This is a genomic window from Streptomyces griseomycini (assembly GCF_014203535.1).
Classification (GTDB): Bacteria; Actinomycetota; Actinomycetes; order Streptomycetales; family Streptomycetaceae; genus Streptomyces; species Streptomyces griseomycini.
On record NZ_JACHJI010000001.1, the window covers coordinates 742,086 to 760,365 of the forward strand.

At 71.9% G+C, this 18,280-nt stretch carries 13 protein-coding genes and 3 tRNA genes; 7 read left to right on the forward strand and 9 right to left on the reverse strand.

Going from position 1 to position 18,280, the window contains the following annotated elements:
* Positions 1–15: 15 nt before the first annotated feature.
* From FHS37_RS03400 to FHS37_RS03425, 6 genes are all read right to left on the reverse strand, one after another.
* Positions 16–1,842 carry an acyl-CoA dehydrogenase family protein gene (locus tag FHS37_RS03400; protein WP_229889693.1) on the reverse strand — a complete coding sequence of 609 codons (1,827 nt, stop codon included), beginning with the start codon at positions 1,840–1,842 and terminating at the stop codon, positions 16–18.
* Between the two features lie 687 nt (positions 1,843–2,529).
* Positions 2,530–4,131, reverse strand: a complete 1,602-nt coding sequence (locus FHS37_RS03405; RefSeq protein WP_184817492.1) for an MFS transporter — start codon at positions 4,129–4,131, stop codon at positions 2,530–2,532.
* Positions 4,132–4,296: 165 nt separating this feature from the next.
* A complete protein-coding gene (locus FHS37_RS03410) occupies positions 4,297–4,794 on the reverse strand; it encodes a MarR family winged helix-turn-helix transcriptional regulator (protein ID WP_184817493.1) in 498 nt (165 codons plus the stop codon).
* Between the two features lie 529 nt (positions 4,795–5,323).
* Positions 5,324–5,397, reverse strand: a tRNA-Ile gene (locus FHS37_RS03415).
* Positions 5,398–5,576: 179 nt separating this feature from the next.
* Positions 5,577–5,649 (reverse strand) — tRNA-Asn (locus FHS37_RS03420).
* A gap of 5 nt (positions 5,650–5,654) precedes the next feature.
* Positions 5,655–5,727 (reverse strand) — tRNA-Asn (locus tag FHS37_RS03425).
* Positions 5,728–5,896: 169 nt separating this feature from the next.
* Between FHS37_RS03425 and FHS37_RS03430 the strand changes: the two genes are divergently transcribed.
* The 5 genes from FHS37_RS03430 to FHS37_RS03450 all read left to right on the forward strand — a co-directional run bounded on the left by FHS37_RS03430 (position 5,897) and on the right by FHS37_RS03450 (position 11,771).
* Positions 5,897–6,202, forward strand: coding sequence for a YtxH domain-containing protein (locus tag FHS37_RS03430; RefSeq protein WP_184817494.1), 306 nt, complete (start codon positions 5,897–5,899; stop codon positions 6,200–6,202).
* 50 nt (positions 6,203–6,252) lie between these two features.
* Complete coding sequence (locus FHS37_RS03435; protein ID WP_184817495.1) at positions 6,253–7,707, forward strand: xylulokinase; 1,455 nt, start codon at positions 6,253–6,255, stop codon at positions 7,705–7,707.
* 134 nt (positions 7,708–7,841) lie between these two features.
* On the forward strand, positions 7,842–9,575 hold the full coding sequence (locus FHS37_RS03440; protein WP_184817496.1) for an ABC transporter ATP-binding protein: 1,734 nt from the start codon (positions 7,842–7,844) through the stop codon (positions 9,573–9,575).
* Complete coding sequence (locus tag FHS37_RS03445) at positions 9,575–11,503, forward strand: ABC transporter ATP-binding protein (RefSeq protein ID WP_184817497.1); 1,929 nt, start codon at positions 9,575–9,577, stop codon at positions 11,501–11,503. The genes FHS37_RS03440 and FHS37_RS03445 overlap by 1 nt, the downstream gene beginning before the upstream one ends.
* Positions 11,504–11,531: 28 nt before the next feature.
* Positions 11,532–11,771 (forward strand): hypothetical protein, encoded by a 240-nt coding sequence (locus FHS37_RS03450; RefSeq protein ID WP_221499179.1) that lies wholly within the window; start codon positions 11,532–11,534, stop codon positions 11,769–11,771.
* Positions 11,772–11,774: 3 nt separating this feature from the next.
* Here the strand turns inward: FHS37_RS03450 and FHS37_RS03455 are convergent, their stop codons facing one another.
* On the reverse strand, positions 11,775–13,073 hold the full coding sequence (locus FHS37_RS03455) for an RNA polymerase sigma factor (RefSeq protein WP_184817498.1): 1,299 nt from the start codon (positions 13,071–13,073) through the stop codon (positions 11,775–11,777).
* 102 nt (positions 13,074–13,175) lie between these two features.
* On the opposite strand from FHS37_RS03455, the gene FHS37_RS03460 reads away from it, so the two are divergent.
* Both FHS37_RS03460 and FHS37_RS03465 read left to right on the forward strand, forming a co-directional pair.
* Positions 13,176–13,832: a hypothetical protein gene (locus FHS37_RS03460; RefSeq protein ID WP_184817709.1), complete on the forward strand. Its 657-nt coding sequence runs from the start codon at positions 13,176–13,178 to the stop codon at positions 13,830–13,832.
* Complete coding sequence (locus tag FHS37_RS03465) at positions 13,829–14,821, forward strand: nucleotidyl transferase AbiEii/AbiGii toxin family protein (protein WP_184817499.1); 993 nt, start codon at positions 13,829–13,831, stop codon at positions 14,819–14,821. The genes FHS37_RS03460 and FHS37_RS03465 overlap by 4 nt, the downstream gene beginning before the upstream one ends.
* Before the next feature lie 21 nt (positions 14,822–14,842).
* Here FHS37_RS03465 and dnaG read toward each other — a convergent pair whose 3' ends face one another.
* Both dnaG and FHS37_RS03475 read right to left on the reverse strand, forming a co-directional pair.
* Positions 14,843–16,771, reverse strand: a complete 1,929-nt coding sequence (dnaG, locus tag FHS37_RS03470) for a DNA primase (RefSeq protein WP_184817500.1) — start codon at positions 16,769–16,771, stop codon at positions 14,843–14,845.
* 216 nt (positions 16,772–16,987) lie between these two features.
* Positions 16,988–18,253 carry an NAD(P)/FAD-dependent oxidoreductase gene (locus FHS37_RS03475; protein ID WP_184817501.1) on the reverse strand — a complete coding sequence of 422 codons (1,266 nt, stop codon included), beginning with the start codon at positions 18,251–18,253 and terminating at the stop codon, positions 16,988–16,990.
* Between the last annotated feature and the right edge of the window lie 27 nt (positions 18,254–18,280).

Sequence of the window (18,280 nt, forward strand, 5' to 3'; positions counted from 1 at the left end):
GAGCGAGTGGGTCGTTCACTGGGTGGCGGGTGACAGGTCGTCGAGGTCCGCCTCGCGCGCACCCGGGGCGGCCTGGCGCACCGTCCGGATGGAGAAGAACTCGTCGTTCTCGCGCTGGGAGTTCATGCGGTCGAAGAGCGCCCGGGCGGTCGCCGGGTCGAGGTCGCCGGTCCGGTACTCGTGGACCTGCTCGCGGACCAGGGCGGCCTGCAGCCACGCGCCGTCGGCGAAGAACGCGTCGAGGTGGTCCCGGTTGTGGAGCCAGACGCCGAGGGCGGCCACCCTGGCGTGCAGGTCGCACAGCTCCTCCGCCAGCCGCAGCAGCTGCGGCGAGGTGGTCTTGGCGGACGTCGTCGGCCGGTCCGTCCGCTGCGCCGGCGACCGCCGCGTCTCGTGGAACCGCCGGTACAGCGCGTCGAGCCGCTGCCGCACCTCCTCGGCGCCGGCCCGCAGCGCGGTGAGCCGCTCCTCGTCGCAGCCGGCGGACGGGGTGAGCCGCGCGAGCCGGTCGAGCAGCGCGGGGAGGCTGGCGAGGACCGCGTCCCTGCCGCGGCCGAAGACGCTCACCCGGGCGGGCCGGAAGGGGGGAAGCGGGGCCCGCAGGTCGTACAGCGTGCTCCAGTCCTCGTCCCGGGGCCGTTCGTGGGACTTGGCCAGGGCGGCGAGCTGCAGGCTGATGCTGTCCAGGCAGACCGGTTCGCTGCCGTCGAAGACGGACACGACGGCACCGTCGCGGAGCATCTTCTGGAAGATGCCCGCGTGCTCCGGGGCCCGCATGTAGTACCGGGCGCCCAGCGTGCGGGCCAGCGCCTTGCCGCCGAAGTCGACGAGGCGGGCCACCTGCACCTTGGCCGCGTTCCCCCAGACGCTGAACTCCTCGGTGTACAGATGCAGTCCGCGCATCGCCACCAGGCTCTCGCACTCCGCGACCAGCAGGCTCAGGTAGGCGTTCGCGAGGGATTCCGAGACGTACGGGATCTCGCTCGCCGGGCCGTCGTACAGCGTCCGGCCGGAGAGGAACCCGCTCACCGTCCGCAGCATGGTGTCGCCCGTGCCGAGGGACAGTCCGGTGCACAGGGTCCGGGTGATCAGCAGGCCCCGCAGGGAGAGTTCGAGCCCTTCCCCCTCGGCGCCCAGCCGGGCGCCGGCGTCCACCCGGGCGTCCTGGAAGGCGACTCCGCTGATGTCGCAGCCCCGCAGGCCGTAGGTGGGGACGCGGGGCACGCCGGTCACCTCGCCGGAGACGACCTGCGACCTGTCCACGAGGAACATGGACTGCCTGCGCTTGGCCGGTACGTCGTCGTCCCCGGTGGTGCCGAGCAGCACCACGTGGGTCGAGGTCCGGCCCCGGTTGATGGGCCACTTCTCGCCGGTCAGGACGTACTGCCCGCCGTCCGGGACGGCCGCGAGGTCGTTGGCCGCGAGGTCGGCGCCGTGTCCGGGCTCCGAGTAGGCCAGGCAGGGGATGACCCCTCCGCGCAGCACGGTGGCCGCCCACTTCTCCCGCTGCTCGGCGTCGCCGCCGATCCAGGCGAGCATCATCCACACCTGTGTGCTCTCGCTCACGGCCACGTTCATGTCGCGGCGCGCGATGACGCGCGTGAGCATCAGCAGTTCCTCGGTGGACCGGAGATCGCCGCCGAGCCATTCGGGAACGAAATACCGGTTGAACCCGAAGGCGCGTACCTGCCGGATGCCGTCGGCGGGCAGTTCCTCACGCTCGTCGAGCTCCAGGGCCCGGACGAAGGACGTGGAGTTGCTCTCCGCACGGGGATCGCCCAGCCACTCCTCCAATGCCTCGGCCAGAGCGACGGCGTCCGTCGGACGCCCGGTCTCCTCCACGGCCGCGGTATCCGCAAGTAGATTTTCAGCCTCTAATGATCGCATCGAAACCCCATTTCAGCGCATGACAAAGTCCGAAATCGACACTGGTCAACAATTGCCGACGGTGAAATACTCAGACGAGAACGGCACACGGCACGACTCTGTGCCGGGGCGGAGATGGGTCAGGAATGACGTCGCGCACCGGGCCGAAGACCGAGCAAGAGGCATGGGACCAGGGATGATCGCATGCCGACGACGCCGACTCAGGCGTTATCCGGAACGCCGGCCGAGCAGAATGAGAATCACTTACACGTCCCCCGTGACGCATACATGCAGGCTCTCGTTCACTGACGAACAGAGCCTTGATTTACGGACCTCGTCGAGGCCCCTTCCCCGTTGTGGGCGCCTGCGCGGCGCCCCGCCCCCCGCCGGGGGGGGGCTCCCTCTACGCCGGGACTCTAACACCCCTACGCCGTGACCACTTGTGACCCGGGTCACCATTTTGTAATCCCTTTGCGTGAATGTTCGATTCCCCCGGAAAGTTGAATTCCGTTGCATACAGAATGACGGACTTTCAAATTCCGGATCGGCGGCGAAACCAATTACGGATTCGGAGACTCCGCTCCACGCGGAAGCGCCCGGCCGGGAAACCCCGGCCGGGCGCCTGTGTCTGCTGTGCGGTCGTGTCCGCCGTGCGGTCGTGGATCAGGAGGGCGCGCCCACCGGCACGTCCGACCGGAGCTCGCCGTCCTCGTCGAGGTCCGGCGGGATCGTCGACAGCGCACTGGCGTGGAGGTCCTTGGTCCGGATCAGGAGGAAGCCGATCAGCGCGGCGACGAACCCGAGGATCGCGCACAGGGTCATGGCGCCGTGGAAGGCGGTCATGAACGCGTCGCGGCCGGCGGCCACCACCTGCTCCTGCAGCGGACCCGCGTTCGCGGCGACGGCGTCGAAGGCACCGGCGCTGATGCCGTGCCCGGCCTCCTCCGCGGCCTTCTCACCCATCTGCTGCCCGACCGCCGAGGCGGCGAACTCGTCGGCGACCCGGTTCTGGAAGAAGGCGCCCACAGCGGCGATACCGACCGCGACACCGACCTGCTGGAAGGTCTCGTTGATGCCGGAGGCCACACCGGACTTGGCGGGCTCCGCGACGCCGATGGCCAGCGCCGCCCGGGTCGGGTTGAAGGCACCCATGCCGAAGCCGGCGATGACCAGGCTCGGGATGAGCACGGTCCAGGCCGAGTCGACCTCCGCCATGTTCAGGAACAGCAGGCCGACGGCCATGACGAGGGTGGAGCCGCCGAGCAGCACCCGGAAGGGGACCTTGCCGATGAGACCGCCGGCGATCGCGCCGGCCACGAACATCGCACCGGTCAGCGGCAGGAACCGCAGACCCGCGTCCCAGGCGTCCATGCCGAGCATGTTCTGCAGGTAGCTGGTCTCGAAGAAGACCGACGGCAGGGCACCGGCGTTGCCGATCATGGCGACGAGGGAGATGCCGATGAAGGTGGGGTTGCGGAAGAACGCCAGGTCGATCATGGCGCGCTCGCCGAGGCGCCGCTCGATGACCAGGAACACCGCCAGGAAGACCGCGCTGGCCGCGTACAGGCCGAGCGTGGTGGCGCTGGTCCAGCCCTCCTCGGGCGCCCGGATGGTGGCGAACACCAGGGCCGCGAGCGCGATGCTGAAGGTGACGAGGCCGGCCCAGTCGGTGGGATGGGCCCGCTTGTTGAGCGACTCGCGCACCCGCAGCGCACCGATGAGGATGGCGATGATGCCGACCGGCACGTTGATGTAGAAGATCCAGCGCCAGGACAGCGAGCTGGTCAGCGAGCCGCCGATGAGCGGGCCGGTGGCGACGGCGAGACCGACGGCGGCGCCGAAGACGGTGAAGGCGGTCCCGCGCTCCTTGCCGTGGAACTCGTGGCCGAGCATGGCCGGGCCGACCGCGAACATGATCGCGGCACCCACGCCCTGGACGGCGCGGTAGAGGCTGAGCGCCGTGGCGTCACCGGCCAGGCCGCAGGCCAGTGAGGCGATGGTGAAGATGGCGAAGCCCACCTGGAAGAGCCGCTTGCGGCCGAGACGGTCGGCGAGCGAGCCCGCCGCCACCAGGAAGATCGCGAGGGTGAGGGCGTAGGCGTCGAACACCCACTGCAGGTCGGCGAAGCTGCTGTCCAGGGACTCGTGGATCTGCGGCAGTGCGACGGCCACCACGCTCAGGTCGAGCATCAGCATGAACGTGCCCAGCGCGACGATCCCCAGTGTCCACCACCTCGTGGGCGATGGTGCGCGTTCTGCGGACATGCGGGGACTCTCCTATCAACTGGATTCACCGATGATGGAAAAATAGATGATTGGAAAGTCCGGGTCAACCTCCGTCACGATCCGTAGCGCCCGTCCGTCCGGCGTCCGGGCAAAAGAAGAGGGCGGACCCCAGGGGGTCCGCCCTCCACTGCCGTTGACGCCGGGTCAGTCGGTGCACACGGACGCGGGCCAGCGGCCCGCCAGCATCCGGTCGAGCATCTTGCGGAGCACCAGGCGCTCCTCCTCGGCGAGCATGCCGAAGAAGGCCGACTCGACCTCGGTGACCACGGCGTCCGCCTCCGCCAGCGCCTCCCGGCCGGAGTCGGTGAGGATCAGGTTGTAGCGCCGCCGGTCGACGGGGTTGCGCCTGCGCTCCACGTGCCGGTTGCGCTCCATCTCGTCGATGACCGTCACGACCGTGGTCGGATCGAGGTTGAGCAGCCGGCTCAGGTCCTGCTGGGAGAGCTCGGGCCCGCCGGCCAGCGAGGCCAGCACGAAGAAGTACCGGCTGCGCATGCCGACCGTCCCCAGCGCCTTCTCCACGTCCTCGACCAGCAGCAGTGCCGCCTTGTGCAGGAGGTACCCGGGACGTTCGGCGATCAGGAAGTCCCCGCGGGGCCGCAGGCCCGCCCCGTCCCGCTCGGCGTTGCCACTGCGCGCCATGAGCCGACTCCCTTCAACCATATGGAACGTCCACCATCGAAGATACCAACGTCTCCGAGGCGCGGAACATGCCCGGCCCCGGACGATCGGGAGGGGAGCCGCGTTCCGGGCGGCCGAGCGGGACGACGGGACCGGCCCGGGACTCGCCGCCCCGTGCGGCACCACCGAACCGGTGGTCCTTCGCTCAGCACGCCCGGCGGCGGACCGGGAGCACCCGAGGCGCACGCCGCACCCGGTGTTTGTCTGACGGCGTCCACCGCCGCGCACGCGCTGTCCGGGAGCCGCCCACCGCCGAGGGCCGGCATCGCGGTGCCGGACCCACCCGCCCTCACGGCCCGCACCGGTCGAGCACACCCATCGGCTCGCGCCGGCGTCTCGGCTCCGTCCGCGTACCGGGCACACACCCGGTCGACCGGACGACTGCCGAAGTGACGTCCCGCGGGGGCCACTTCGTCGGGCCGGGATTCCGGATCCGGCGGCCCGGCAGGAGGTCTCCACAGGCCGGATCGCTCCTCTGACCTGCGTTCGGTGGGGCGGGTGGGACTCGAACCCACGGCCGACGGATTATGAGTCCGCTGCTCTAACCGGCTGAGCTACCGCCCCATAAGCGGCGTGTCGCGTACACGTGTGCGCGCCGTCTGCCGCAGCATAGCCGCTCATACGATCTCCTGCCTCGGCTGGTCGGCTGTGCACGGCCTCCGTGACCTTGGAGACTGCCCCCGGCCCCGTACGGTTCCGGCGGACATGAAAAAGGACCCCGAAGGGGGTCCTCGTTCAGCATGCTCCCCCGACTGGACTCGAACCAGTAACCTGCCGGTTAACAGCCGGCTGCTCTGCCAATTGAGCTACGGAGGACCGAGCTCCCCCGACTGGACTCGAACCAGTAACCTGCCGGTTAACAGCCGGCTGCTCTGCCAATTGAGCTACGGAGGAATGCCTCGTTGCATCGAACGTACCTCCCTGGGTATTCGCCAGGGGGCGCGCGCTCGCTGCGACACATACATTAGCGCAAGCAGGGGGGTGCTCCGCCAATCGGTACTCCCCGGCGTCGGCGCCGCGCCGGATACCTACGCAGACCTGAGCAGAGGGAAGGGTGGCCGCCATGCGTTACCGGCTCACGTTCGTCGCCGGAGTCGTCCTGGGTTACGTGCTGGGCACGAGGGCCGGGCGCGAACGGTACGAGCAGCTGAAGAGGTCCGCGCAGCAGCTCGCGCAGAACCCCGCCGTCCGCAACACCGCGGAGACGGCGGCGCAGCAGGGCCGTGAGTTCGCCGGCAAGGCCTACCACGTGGTCAGCGACAAGGTCGGGGACCGGATGCCCGACTCGGTGGCCCACCGGGTGCGCACCCTGCGCGAACGCACCGCGCAGGGCGCCGGCGAGGACGACTGGGGCACGAGCAACACCTAGGCCCACCGGCCCGGCGCGACGAGGTCCCGGGGTGCGGCAGAATTTCGGTCATGGGGATAGTCGCCGGGTTGGACAGTGCGCCCGATTTCACTCGCATCGTCGTCTGTGACACGGACACCGGGGCCGTGCTCAGGCAGGGATATGCCCCGCACCCGGTGGAGAGCCCCGCGGGCGGGGGCCGCCCCTCCGACGTCGATCCGCAGGCCTGGCTGCTGTCGCTGGGCGAGGCGGCGGGCGGCGGACTGCTGGAGGGGGTGCAGGCCATCGGGGTCTCCGCGCAGCAGAACGCGCTGGTGCCGCTGGACTCGCAGGGCAACACGGTGCGGCCCGCCCTGGTCGGCGGCGACAAGCGGGCGCAGGTCGCGGCGGCCGATCTGATCGACGCGCTCGGCGGCCGCGAGGCGTGGGCGCAGGCGGTGGGGTGCGTGCCGCAGGCCGCGCAGCCGGTGACCAAGCTGCGCTGGCTGGCCCGCACCGAGCCGGAGAACGCCGCGCGCACGGCGGTGCTGCTGCAGGCGCACGACTGGCTGGTGTGGCAGCTGCTGGGCCGGCCGGTGCGCCGGACCACCGACCGGGGCGGCGCCTCCGGCACCGGCTACTGGGCGGCGGCCACCGGCGGCTACCGTCCCGACCTGGTCGAACTGGCGCTCGGGCACCAGGCGATGCTGCCCGAGGTGATCGGCCCGGCGGACGCGGCCGGCACGACGCCGGAGGGGCTGCTGATCTCCGCCGGGACCGGCGAGACGATGGCGGCGGCCTTCGGGCTGGGGATAGGGCTGGGCGACGCGGTGGTGTCGCTGGGGGCGTCCGGGTCGGTGATGGCCGTGCACCCCGAGGCGCTGTACGACCCGAGCGGGACGATCACCGCCCTCGCCGACGCGACCGGCATGCACCTGCCCGTCGTCACCACGCTGAACGCCGTGCGGACCCTGCGCGGCACGGCGGAACTGCTCGGGGTGCCCGACCTGGAGAGCCTGTCCGACCTGGCGATGAAGTCGACGCCGGGGGCGCACGGGCTGGTGCTGCTGCCGTACCTGGAGGGCGAGCGGACGCCGAACCTGCCGCACACCGCCGGGACGCTGGCGGGGCTCAGGCGCGAGTCGATGAAGCCGGAGCACCTGGCGCGGGCCGCGTTCGAGGGGATGCTCTGCGGGCTGGCGGACGCGCTGGACGTGCTGCGCGGCCGGGGCGTGGAGGTGCGGCGGGTCTTCCTGCTGGGGTCGGCCGCGGAACTGCCCGCCGTGCAGGCGGCGGCGCCGTCGCTGTTCGGGGCGCAGGTGATGGTGCCGCAGCCCGCGGACTACGGCGCGATCGGCGCGGCCCGGCAGGCGGCCTGGGCGCTCGGTGTGTCCCAGGGCACCCTCGACCCGCGCACCCCGCCGGTCTGGCAGGGCGCGGTGGCGCAGGTGCTGGACCCGGGCGAGGAGCTGGCGGTGGGTCAGGCGGTGCGCCAGCAGTTCGTGTCGGTGCGCGAGCAGACCCATCCGGGGGCGTTCCGGCTGTGACGCCGGGGCGCGACCCGGCGCGCCGGGGATACCGCCCGATGGATTAAATGGGTTGAGGTAACGCTGGTGGAGTGTTCGACGATGGGGGCCACGGGCAACCGATCGCCCTCGTCGACCACTCCGAGAGAAGCAGCGTGCTCATACGACTTCTGCGTGCCCATCTCAGGCCCTACACCAGACCCATCGCCCTGCTGGTGCTGCTGCAGTTCCTGCAGACCTGCGCCACGCTCTACCTGCCCACGCTGAACGCCGACATCATCGACGACGGTGTCGTCCAGGGGGACACCGGCTACATCCTGGGCTACGGCGCCCTGATGCTCGGCGTCTCGCTGGCACAGGTCGTGTGCAACGTCGGCGCCGTGTACTACGGCGCCCGGACCGCGTCGGCACTGGGGCGGGACGTGCGCGCCGCCGTGTTCGACCGCGTGCAGTCGTTCTCCGCGCGTGAGCTCGGTCACTTCGGCGCGCCCTCGCTGATCACCCGCACCACGAACGACGTCCAGCAGGTGCAGACGCTGGTGCTGATGACGTTCACCCTGATGGTGTCGGCGCCGATCATGTGTGTGGGCGGCGTCGTGATGGCGCTCGGGCTGGACGTCCCGCTGTCCGGGGTGCTGGTCGCGGTGGTGCCGGTGCTGGGGATCTGCGTGACGCTGATCGTGCGGCGGCTGCGTCCGCTGTTCCGGACCATGCAGGAGCGGCTCGACACGGTGAACCGGGTGCTGCGCGAGCAGATCACCGGCAACCGGGTGATCCGGGCGTTCGTGCGGGACGCGTACGAGCAGCGGCGGTTCGGGAGGGCCAACACCGAGCTGACCGACGTGTCGCTGCGCACGGGCAACCTGCTCGCGCTGATGTTCCCGGTGGTCATGACGGTGGTGAACCTGTCGTCGATCGCGGTGGTGTGGTTCGGCGCGCACCGCATCGACGGCGGCGGGATGCAGATCGGCGACCTGACGGCGTTCCTCGCCTACCTGATGCAGATCGTGATGTCCGTGATGATGGCCACCTTCATGTTCATGATGGTGCCGCGCGCCGAGGTGTGCGCCGAACGCATCCAGGAGGTGCTGGACACCTCCTCGAGCGTCGTGCCGCCCGCCGCGCCCGTCACCGAGCTGCGCCGGCACGGCCATCTGGAGCTGCGGGGCGCGGGCTTCCGCTACCCGGGCGCCGAGGAGCCGGTGCTGAGGAACGTCGACCTGGTGGCGCGGCCGGGTGAGGTCACCGCCGTGATCGGCTCCACCGGCAGCGGCAAGTCCACGCTGCTCGGGCTGGTCCCCCGGCTGTTCGACGCGACCGACGGCGAGGTGCTGGTGGACGGCGTGCCCGTGGCCGACGTCGACCCGGCGCTGCTGGCCCGGACGGTCTCCCTGGTGCCGCAGAAGCCCTACCTGTTCGCGGGGACGGTGGCGACGAACCTGCGGTACGGCAACCCGGACGCCACCGACGAGGAGCTGTGGCACGCGCTGGAGGTGGCGCAGGCCAAGGAGTTCGTGGAGCGGCTGGAGGGCGGGCTCGACGCGCCGGTCGCCCAGGGCGGGACGAACGTCTCCGGCGGTCAGCGCCAGCGCCTCGCGATCGCGCGGACGCTGGTGCAGCGCCCGGAGATCTACCTCTTCGACGACTCCTTCTCCGCGCTCGACTACGCCACCGACGCGGCCCTGCGGGCGGCCCTCGCGCGGGAGACCGCCGAGGCGACCGTGGTGATCGTCGCCCAGCGGGTGGCGACCATCCGGGACGCCGACCGGATCGTGGTGCTGGACGAGGGCCGGGTGGTCGGCACCGGCCGGCACCACGAGCTGATGGCGGACAACGAGACCTACCGGGAGATCGTGCTCTCCCAGCTGACGGAAGCGGAGGCTGCCTGATGGCGGGGCCTGTGGCGCGGGTGACGGCCGGGGGCGGCCCCGACCAGCGCACGATGGACTTCAAGGGGTCGGGCAGACGGCTCGTCGCCCGGTTCGGGCCGGAGCGGCTGACGATCTACGGGCTGCTGGTCTGCGTGGTGCTGAGCGTGGGACTCAGCGTGATCGGGCCGAAGATCCTCGGCCGGGCGACCGACCTGGTCTTCGCGGGCATCGTCGGGCGCGAGATGCCCGGGGGCGCCACCAAGGAGCAGGTGCTCGACTCGATGCGCGAGCGCGGCGACGGCGATGTCGCCGACATGCTCCGCAGCACCGACTTCACCCCCGGCGAGGGCATCGACTTCACGGCGGTGGGCGACGTCCTGCTGCTCGCCCTGGCGGTGTTCACGGTCGCCGGTCTGCTGATGGCGGTGGCGACGCGGCTGGTGAACCGGGCCGTGAACCGCACCGTGTACCGGATGCGGGAGGACGTGCAGACGAAGCTGTCGCGGCTGCCGCTGTTGTACTTCGACAAGCGGCAGCGCGGTGAGGTGCTCAGCCGGGCGACGAACGACATCGACAACATCGGGCAGACGCTGCAGCAGTCGATGGGCCAGCTGATCAACTCGCTGCTGACCGTCATCGGCGTGCTGGCGATGATGTTCTACGTCTCGTGGATCCTCGCGCTGGTCGCGCTGGTGACCGTGCCGCTGTCGTTCGTGGTCGCCACGCGCGTGGGCAAGCGGTCGCAGCCGCACTTCGTGCAGCAGTGGCGCTCGACCGGCACGCTCAACGCGCACATCGAGGAGATGTACACCGGGCACACCCTGGTGAAGGTGTTCGGGCGGCAGGAGGAGTCGGCGCGGAAGTTCGCCGAGGAGAACGAGGCACTGTACGAGGCCGGGTTCCGGGCGCAGTTCAACAGCGGCGTCATGCAGCCGCTGATGTTCTTCGTGTCGAACATCAACTACGTGCTGGTCGCGGTCGTCGGCGGCCTGCGGGTCGCGTCGGGCTCACTGTCCATCGGTGACGTGCAGGCCTTCATCCAGTACTCGCGGCAGTTCTCGATGCCGCTGACACAGGTCGCCTCGATGGCGAACCTGGTGCAGTCGGGCGTCGCGTCGGCCGAGCGGGTCTTCGAGCTGCTGGACGCCGAGGAGCAGGAGGCCGACCCGGTGCCGGCCGAGAGGCCGGCCGAGCTGCGCGGGCGGGTGGCGCTGGAGCAGGTGTCGTTCCGGTACGACCCCGAGAAGCCGCTGATCGAGGACCTGTCGCTGAAGGTCGAGCCGGGGCACACGGTCGCCATCGTCGGCCCGACCGGCGCGGGCAAGACCACGCTGGTGAACCTGCTGATGCGGTTCTACGAGGTCTCCGGCGGGCGCATCACCCTCGACGGGGTGGACATCGCGCGGATGTCCCGGGACGAGCTGCGCTCCGGGATCGGCATGGTGCTGCAGGACACCTGGCTGTTCGGCGGCACCATCGCGGAGAACATCGCCTACGGCGCCGCCCGCGAGGTCACCCGGGAGGAGATCGAGGAGGCGGCCCGGGCGGCCCACGCCGACCGGTTCGTCCGCACCCTGCCCGACGGGTACGACACGGTGATCGACGACGAGGGCAGCGGGGTCAGCGCCGGCGAGAAGCAGCTCATCACCATCGCGCGGGCGTTCCTGTCCGACCCGGTGATCCTGGTGCTGGACGAGGCGACGAGCTCGGTGGACACCCGGACCGAGGTGCTGATCCAGAAGGCGATGGCGAAACTGGCGCACGGGCGGACGTCGTTCGTGATCGCGCACCGGCTGTCGACGATCCGGGACGCGGACTCGATCTTGGTGATGGAGAATGGCGCGATCGTCGAACAGGGCTCGCACGAGGAGCTGCTGGCGGCGGAGGGGTCCTACGCCCGCCTGTACGCGGCGCAGTTCGCGCAGGCGCTGGCGGAGGCGGACTGACGGCGTCGGAAACGGGGAGGACCGGGACATGGCCGACAAGGGCGAGGGCACGGACGCGAACGCGGGCGGGGCGGAACCGGCCGAGCAGCGCCGGGCGCCCGGCATGGCGTTGTGGATGCCGATCGGCCTGGCCCTGGGCATCAGCTTCGGTCAGCTGACCGACAACCTGGGCCTGGGCATCGCCCTGGGCACCGCTGTGGGCGCGGCGGTGGGCTCCTCCGTCGACGCGGCCCGGCGGCGTGAGGAGGGCGGGGGGAACGGCTCGTGACGCTCAGTCCAGGTAACCCCTCAACTGGTCGGCGAAGGCGTGGTCGCGGAGCTTGTTGAGGGTCTTGGACTCGATCTGGCGGATGCGTTCCCGTGTCACGCCGAAGATGCGGCCTATCTCCTCCAGGGTGCGGGGGCGGCCGTCGACCAGGCCGTAGCGGAGCTGGACGACCTTGCGTTCGCGTTCGCCGAGGGTGGAGAGGACCGCCTCCAGGTGCTCCCTGAGCAGCAGGAACGCGGCCGACTCGACGGGGCTCGCGGCGTCGCCGTCCTCGATGAGGTCGCCGAGGGCCACGTCGTCCTCCTCCCCCACCGGGGCGTGCAGGGAGACCGGTTCCTGGGCGAGCCGCAGGACCTCGCCGACCCGCTCGGGCGGCAGGTCGAGGTGGGCGGCGACCTCGTCCGGGGTCGGCTCGTAGCCGCGCTCCTGGAGCATGCGGCGCTGGACGCGGACGACGCGGTTGATGAGTTCGACGACGTGGACGGGGACGCGGATGGTGCGGGCCTGGTCGGCCAGCGCGCGGGACATGGCCTGGCGGATCCACCAGGTGGCGTAGGTGGAGAACTTGTAGCCGCGGGCGTAGTCGAACTTCTCCACCGCCCGGATCAGGCCGAGGTTGCCCTCCTGCACCAGGTCGAGCATGGTCAGTCCGCGGCCCACGTACCGCTTGGCGACGGACACGACGAGCCGCAGGTTCGCCTCGATGAGGCGGCGCTTGGCCATCCGGCCCATGACGACGAGCCGGTCCAGGTCGAGGGCGAGCCGGCTGTCCAGGTCGGGCGTGAGCCGCAGTTTCTCCTCGGCGAACAGCCCGGCCTCCACGCGGCGGGCGAGTTCGACCTCCTCGGCCGCGGTGAGCAGGGGGATGCGGCCGATCTCGCGCAGGTACTGGCGGAACAGGTCCGAGGAGGGGCCGCCGGTCTCGGGGCGCGGGGGCGGGGGCCCGACGGGCTCGGCCGGGGCCGGCTCCAGCGCGTCCGCGGGCGGTTCGGCCGGCTCGGGCGGGAACCCGGGGTCCGTTCCGGTCCCGGGGTGGTGCACGACGCGGCTCTGCACGGGCACCGCCACGAGGACGTCCGCGTCCGGCTGCGCGCCGACCGCACTCGTGTCGGTCTGGGTGAGGGTCTGGGTCTGCACGGGGGCGACCTCCAGGATGATCGCCGCCGCCGAGGCGGGCGGCAGCGGTACTTCGGGGGCGGAGTCGGCGGCCTCGCCGCTGTCCGTCCCGTACGCGATGAGCGGAACCGCGGGTGTCCGGGACCCGTCCGGGACGGGTCGGCCGCGCTCCGAGGACTCAGGCACCGCACCCCAGTGTGGGGTACGACACATCGTCCCCACGAGGGGCGTGCGATGACTTTTTGCGTCCGGTCCGTGACCGGGCGGATACCCCGCACCGAAACCCGGATGCCGGGCGCGCCCCCGGTCTGGGACGATCCACGGGTGTCCGATTCCCTGTACGAAACCCATGTGACGGTCCGCTGTTCCGGCCCCGGGGAGGCGGAGGAACTGCGTCGGTGGGCCGCCGCGGCCGGTCTCAAGCTGACGCACATCGTGCTGGCCCGGGGCCGGATGCGCGACCAGCCCATGCTCACCCTGGCCGGCTCCCGCACCTACGCCGAGGAGTCGGCGCGGGCGCGTGAGGTGGCGGCGCGGCTGAGGGCGGACGGGTTCGAGCCCGTGCGCGTGAAGACCGAGTCGTCGCCGTGGGCCCCGGAGGTGCCGGACGGGCCGTGCGCGGACGGGCGGTACTTCGAGCACCACGTGAAGCTGCTGCTCGCCGCGGGGACGGACCTGGACGCCCTGGCGGCCCGGGTCGTGCCGCACGGCGCCCACCTGTCGTGGAACGCCCGGCGGGTGCGCGCCGGGGCACGGCACGAGCGGTTCGTCACCCAGCGCTGTCACGGGGTGGACGCCGAGGGCGCCGGACGGGCCCTGGACCGGCTGCTGGCGGATCTGGACGGGTACGACGTGCTGGGCGTGGAGCGGGAGTTCGTGCTCCACGACAGCGACGTGTCGGTGGACGAGGGATGGCTCACGGAGCCGGTGGGGGTGCGGACATGAGCGGCACGAGGTGGCGGAACTTCGGCTGGCGGAGCGAGGAGATCCCCCGCGAGCCGCTGGACGAGGGCACCCGCAGGGCGGTCGACCTGCCGCGGACGCTGCAGTGGGTGCCGGGGGACGACGTGGTGCAGCGCCCCGTGTTCGACCCGGCCCTGAAGCACCACCAGAACGCCTACCGCGCGACCGACCCCCGCTTCACCGACCCGACCCGGGGCGAGGCGTGGCGGGCGGCGCGGCGCCGGGCGCTGGACCTGGTGCTGGAGGCGATCGCGGACTCGCCGTGGGTGGACGCGCTGGTGCTGCGCGGCAGCGTGCTGATGTCGGCGTGGTTCGGCGACGCCGCCCGCGAGCCGGGCGACCTGGACTTCGTCGTCGTGCCGCACACCTGGCGGATCGACGACGGGCGGACGGAGCGGATGCTGGCCGGGATCGCCGGGGCCGCGCAGGCGCTGGCCGACGCGCGCGGGCGGGAGGTCGGGATCTCGGCCCGGGGCGCGGTGGTCGAGGACATCTGGACCTACGACCGGGTGCCGGGGCGGCGCATGGTGCTGCCGTGGGGGTCGCCGGGGCTGCCCGGCGGCCATGTGCAGCTCGACTTCGTGTTCGACGAGAGGCTGCCCGAGGACCCCGAGCCGGTGGAGCTGCCGGGCGGCGCGATCGTGCAGGCGGCGACGCCGGAGCTGTCCCTGGCGTGGAAGCTGATGTGGCTGATCAACGACATGCACGGGCAGGGCAAGGACCTGTACGACGCCGTGCTGCTGGCCGAGCGGCACCCGCTGCGCCGCGAGCTGCTGCACGAGGTGTTCCGGCTGTCGGGCGAGTGGCCGCACCCGTACCGCGAGGAGATCCTGCTGGAGGACGTGGTGGAGGCGGTCGGGTACGTCGAGTGGGACCACTTCGTCACGGAGTACCCGCGCTTCGAGGACGCCGGGCGGGAGTTCGCCGACCGGCTGGTGCGGGCGGTGACGCCGACGTTCGCGGGGACCTGACCCGGTCCTCCGCGGCGTCCCCTACAGCGCCGCCGCGCCGTGTTCGCGCAGGGCCTGGTCGTACTGCTGGAGCACCCACAACTCGTTCTGCACGGAGGCCAGTTCGGCCGGGTCGCCGTGGGTGCCGAGGCGGGTGAGGCGGCTGGTGATGTCGCGGATGCGGCGCTCGACGGCGCGGCGGCGGACGGTGACCAGCTGGGCGCCCGCGTAGGTCTCGTCGACCTCCTTGACTCCCCGGTGCAGCATGATCGCCTCGACGGCGAGTTCGGTGACCGTGGCGCGGACGGTGTCGTCGGGGGCGGCGTCGCGGACCCGGATCAGGTACTCCTGCGGGTCCCGCACGCCGTGCTCCGCGCCGCCCGCGTCCAGGATCGCCTGGCGCACGGCCGCGTACGGCGGGGCGGTGAACTCGTCGACGCCGTACGCGTCGAAGGCCGGGGAGACCAGTTCCGGGCGCTGCAGGGCGAGCTTGAGCAGCTCGCGTTCGGTGGCGAAGACCGGGTTGCGGAGGTTGAGGGCGGGACCGCGCGGGGCGGCCCGGTCCTGGGCGGGGGCGGCGTACTGCTGCGGGCCGCCGCGCTGCTGCCGGTCGGGGGCGGGGCCCTTGCCGCCGCGCTCGCGGGCCCAGCGGGCCAGTTGGGCGACCCGCTTGACGACGAACTGGGTGTCGAGGATGCCGAGCATGCCGGCGAGCTGGACGGCGACCTCGTGCTGGGCGCCGCTGTTCTTGATGCGGGCGACGACGGGGGCGGCCTCGTCGAGGGCGGCGGCGCGGCCGGCCGGGGTGTCCAGGTCGTAGCGGCCGACGATCTGGCGGAGGGCGAACTCGAACAGCGGGGTGCGGGGCTCGACCAGGTCGGCGACGGCCTCGTCGCCCTTGGCCAGGCGCAGGTCGCAGGGGTCCATGCCGTCGGGGGCGATGGCGATGTAGGTCTCGGCGGCGAACTTCTGGTCGTCCTCGAAGGCGCGCAGGGCCGCCTTCTGGCCGGCCGCGTCGCCGTCGAAGGTGAAGATCACGCGGGCGCTGCCGTTGTCCATGAGCAGCCGGCGCAGGATCTTGATGTGGTCGCCGCCGAAGGCGGTGCCGCAGGTGGCGACGGCGGTGGTGACGCCGGCCAGGTGGCAGGCCATGACGTCGGTGTAGCCCTCGACGACGACCGCGCGGGAGGACTTCGCGATGTCCTTCTTCGCCAGGTCGATGCCGTAGAGGACCTGGGACTTCTTGTAGATCGCGGTCTCGGGGGTGTTGAGGTACTTGGGGCCGTTGTCCGCCTCGTAGAGCTTGCGGGCGCCGAAGCCGACGACGTCGCCGCCGATGTCGCGGATGGGCCACATCAGCCGGCCGCGGAAGCGGTCGATGGGGCCGCGGCGGCCCTCCTGGGAGAGGCCGGAGAGGATCAGCTCCTTGTCGCTGAAGCCCTTGCCGCGCAGGAAGCGGGTGAGGTGGTCCCAGCCCTGGGGGCTGTAGCCGACGCCGAAGTGGACGGCGGCGGCCTGGTCGAAGCCGCGCTCGGCGAGGAAGACCCGGCCGGTCTCCGCCTCGGGGGAGGCCGCGAGCTGCTCCGCGTACCACTCGGCGGCGATCTTGTGGGCCTCGACCAGGCGGATGCGCTCGCCGCGCTGGTGGGCGGGGTTGTACCCGCCCTCCTCGTAGCGCAGGGTGATGCCGGCCTGGGCGGCCAGGCGCTCGACCGCCTCGGAGAAGGAGAGGTGGTCGACCTTCATCACGAACGTGATGGTGTCGCCGCCCTCCTGGCAGCCGAAGCAGTGGAAGAGCCCCTTGCTCGGGCTGACCTGGAAGGACGGCGACTTCTCGTCGTGGAAGGGGCACAGGCCCTTGAGGTTGCCGCCGCCCGCGTTCCGCAGCTGGAGGTACTCGGACACCACGGCGTCGATCGGGACCGCGTCCCGTACCGCCTTCACGTCCTCGTCGTTGATCCGTCCTGCCACGCGTGAATTCTACGGGGACGGTCGGACACTCCCGGGGCACGGGGAGCGCGCCACGGCCGGGGGCCCGGGGGTCGCCCCCGGGAATCACAGCACGGGGACGGTCGGACACTCCCGGGGCACGGGGAGCGCGCCACGGCCGGGGGTCCGGGGGTCGCCCCCGGGAATCACAGCACGGGGACGGTCGGACACTCCCGGGGCACGGGGACGGCCGGGCGCTCAGGGCGCGAGGCTCTCGAGCGGTACGCGGGGGTCCGCCAGCGCCTCCGTGTCCACCGCGGTCCGGGAGCGGATCAGCCGCTGGACCGGGTCCGTGACGTCCCACACGTTGACGTTCATCCCCGCCAGCACCCGGCCCTCCCTCACCCAGAACGCGATGAACTCGCGCTTGCCCGCGTCGCCCCGGATCACCACCTGGTCGTAGGAGCCCGGGGGCGCCCAGCCGGAGTACTCCATGCCCAGGTCGTACTGGTCGGTGAAGAAGTACGGCATCCGGTCGTACGTCACCTCCCGGCCGAGCATCGCGCGGGCCGCCGCCGGGCCGCCGTTGAGGGCGTTGGCCCAGTGCTCCACGCGCAGCCGGGTGCCGAAGAGGGCGTGCGGGAAGCAGGCGACGTCGCCGGCCGCGTGGATGTCGGGGTCGGAGGTGCGCAGCCGTTCGTCGACGAGGACGCCGCCGCCGTCCGCGCGGTCGGCGAGCGCCAGGCCCGCCGCCTCGGCGAGGGAGGTGCGCGGGGCGGCGCCGATCGCGGCGAGGACGGCGTGCGCGGGGTGTTCCTCGCCGTCGTCGGTGCGGGCCGCGAGGACCATGCCGTCCTGTCCGGTGATCTCGGTGAGCGTGGCGCCGAAGTGGAAGCGGACGCCGCGCTCGCTGTGCAGTTCGGCGAAGAGCTGGCCGAGCTCGGGGCCGAGGACCGAGTGCAGCGGGGTCGGGCCCCGGTGGACGACGGTGACCTCCGCGCCGTACTGGCGGGCCGCCGCCGCGACCTCCAGGCCGATCCAGCCGGCCCCGGCGATCACCAGGTGCCCGTTGTCGCGGCCGAGGGAGGTCAGGACGCCCTTGAGGCGGTCGGCGTGGGCGAGGCGGCGCAGGTGGTGGACGCCGGCCAGGTCCGTGCCCGGGATGTCGAGGCGGCGGGGCTCGGCGCCGGTGGCCAGCAGCAGCTTGTCGTAGCGGACGGTGGTGCCGTCGTCGCCGAAGCGGACGGTCTTCGCGGCGCGGTCGACGACGTCGACGGTCTGGCCGAGGTGCAGCTCGACGTCGTGGCGGGCGTACCAGGCGGGCTCGTGCACGAGGGCGCCGTCGCGTTCGTCCTTGCCGAGGAGGTAGCCCTTGGACAGGGGCGGCCGCTCGTACGGGTGGTCGCGTTCGTCGCAGATCAGTATCACGCGGCCGGTGAAGCCCTCCGTGCGCAGTGTCTCGGCCGCCTTCGCACCGGCCAGGCCGCCTCCGACGATGACGAATGTCTGATCCGCGTCGACCACTTGTTGCCTCCTCGTCCGTGTGCCGCC

Bases quoted from the DNA above. Each gene is read 5' to 3' on its own strand.
- FHS37_RS03465 (WP_184817499.1), top strand. From the start codon at position 13,829: ATGAGCGGCACGAGGTGGCGGAACTTCGGCTGGCGGAGCGAGGAGATC.
- FHS37_RS03460 (WP_184817709.1), top strand. From the start codon at position 13,176: ATGCCGGGCGCGCCCCCGGTCTGGGACGATCCACGGGTGTCCGATTCC.
- FHS37_RS03435 (WP_184817495.1), top strand. From the start codon at position 6,253: ATGGGGATAGTCGCCGGGTTGGACAGTGCGCCCGATTTCACTCGCATC.
- FHS37_RS03405 (WP_184817492.1), bottom strand. From the start codon at position 4,131: ATGTCCGCAGAACGCGCACCATCGCCCACGAGGTGGTGGACACTGGGG.
- FHS37_RS03430 (WP_184817494.1), top strand. From the start codon at position 5,897: ATGCGTTACCGGCTCACGTTCGTCGCCGGAGTCGTCCTGGGTTACGTG.
- FHS37_RS03410 (WP_184817493.1), bottom strand. From the start codon at position 4,794: ATGGCGCGCAGTGGCAACGCCGAGCGGGACGGGGCGGGCCTGCGGCCC.
- FHS37_RS03450 (WP_221499179.1), top strand. From the start codon at position 11,532: ATGGCCGACAAGGGCGAGGGCACGGACGCGAACGCGGGCGGGGCGGAA.
- FHS37_RS03445 (WP_184817497.1), top strand. From the start codon at position 9,575: ATGGCGGGGCCTGTGGCGCGGGTGACGGCCGGGGGCGGCCCCGACCAG.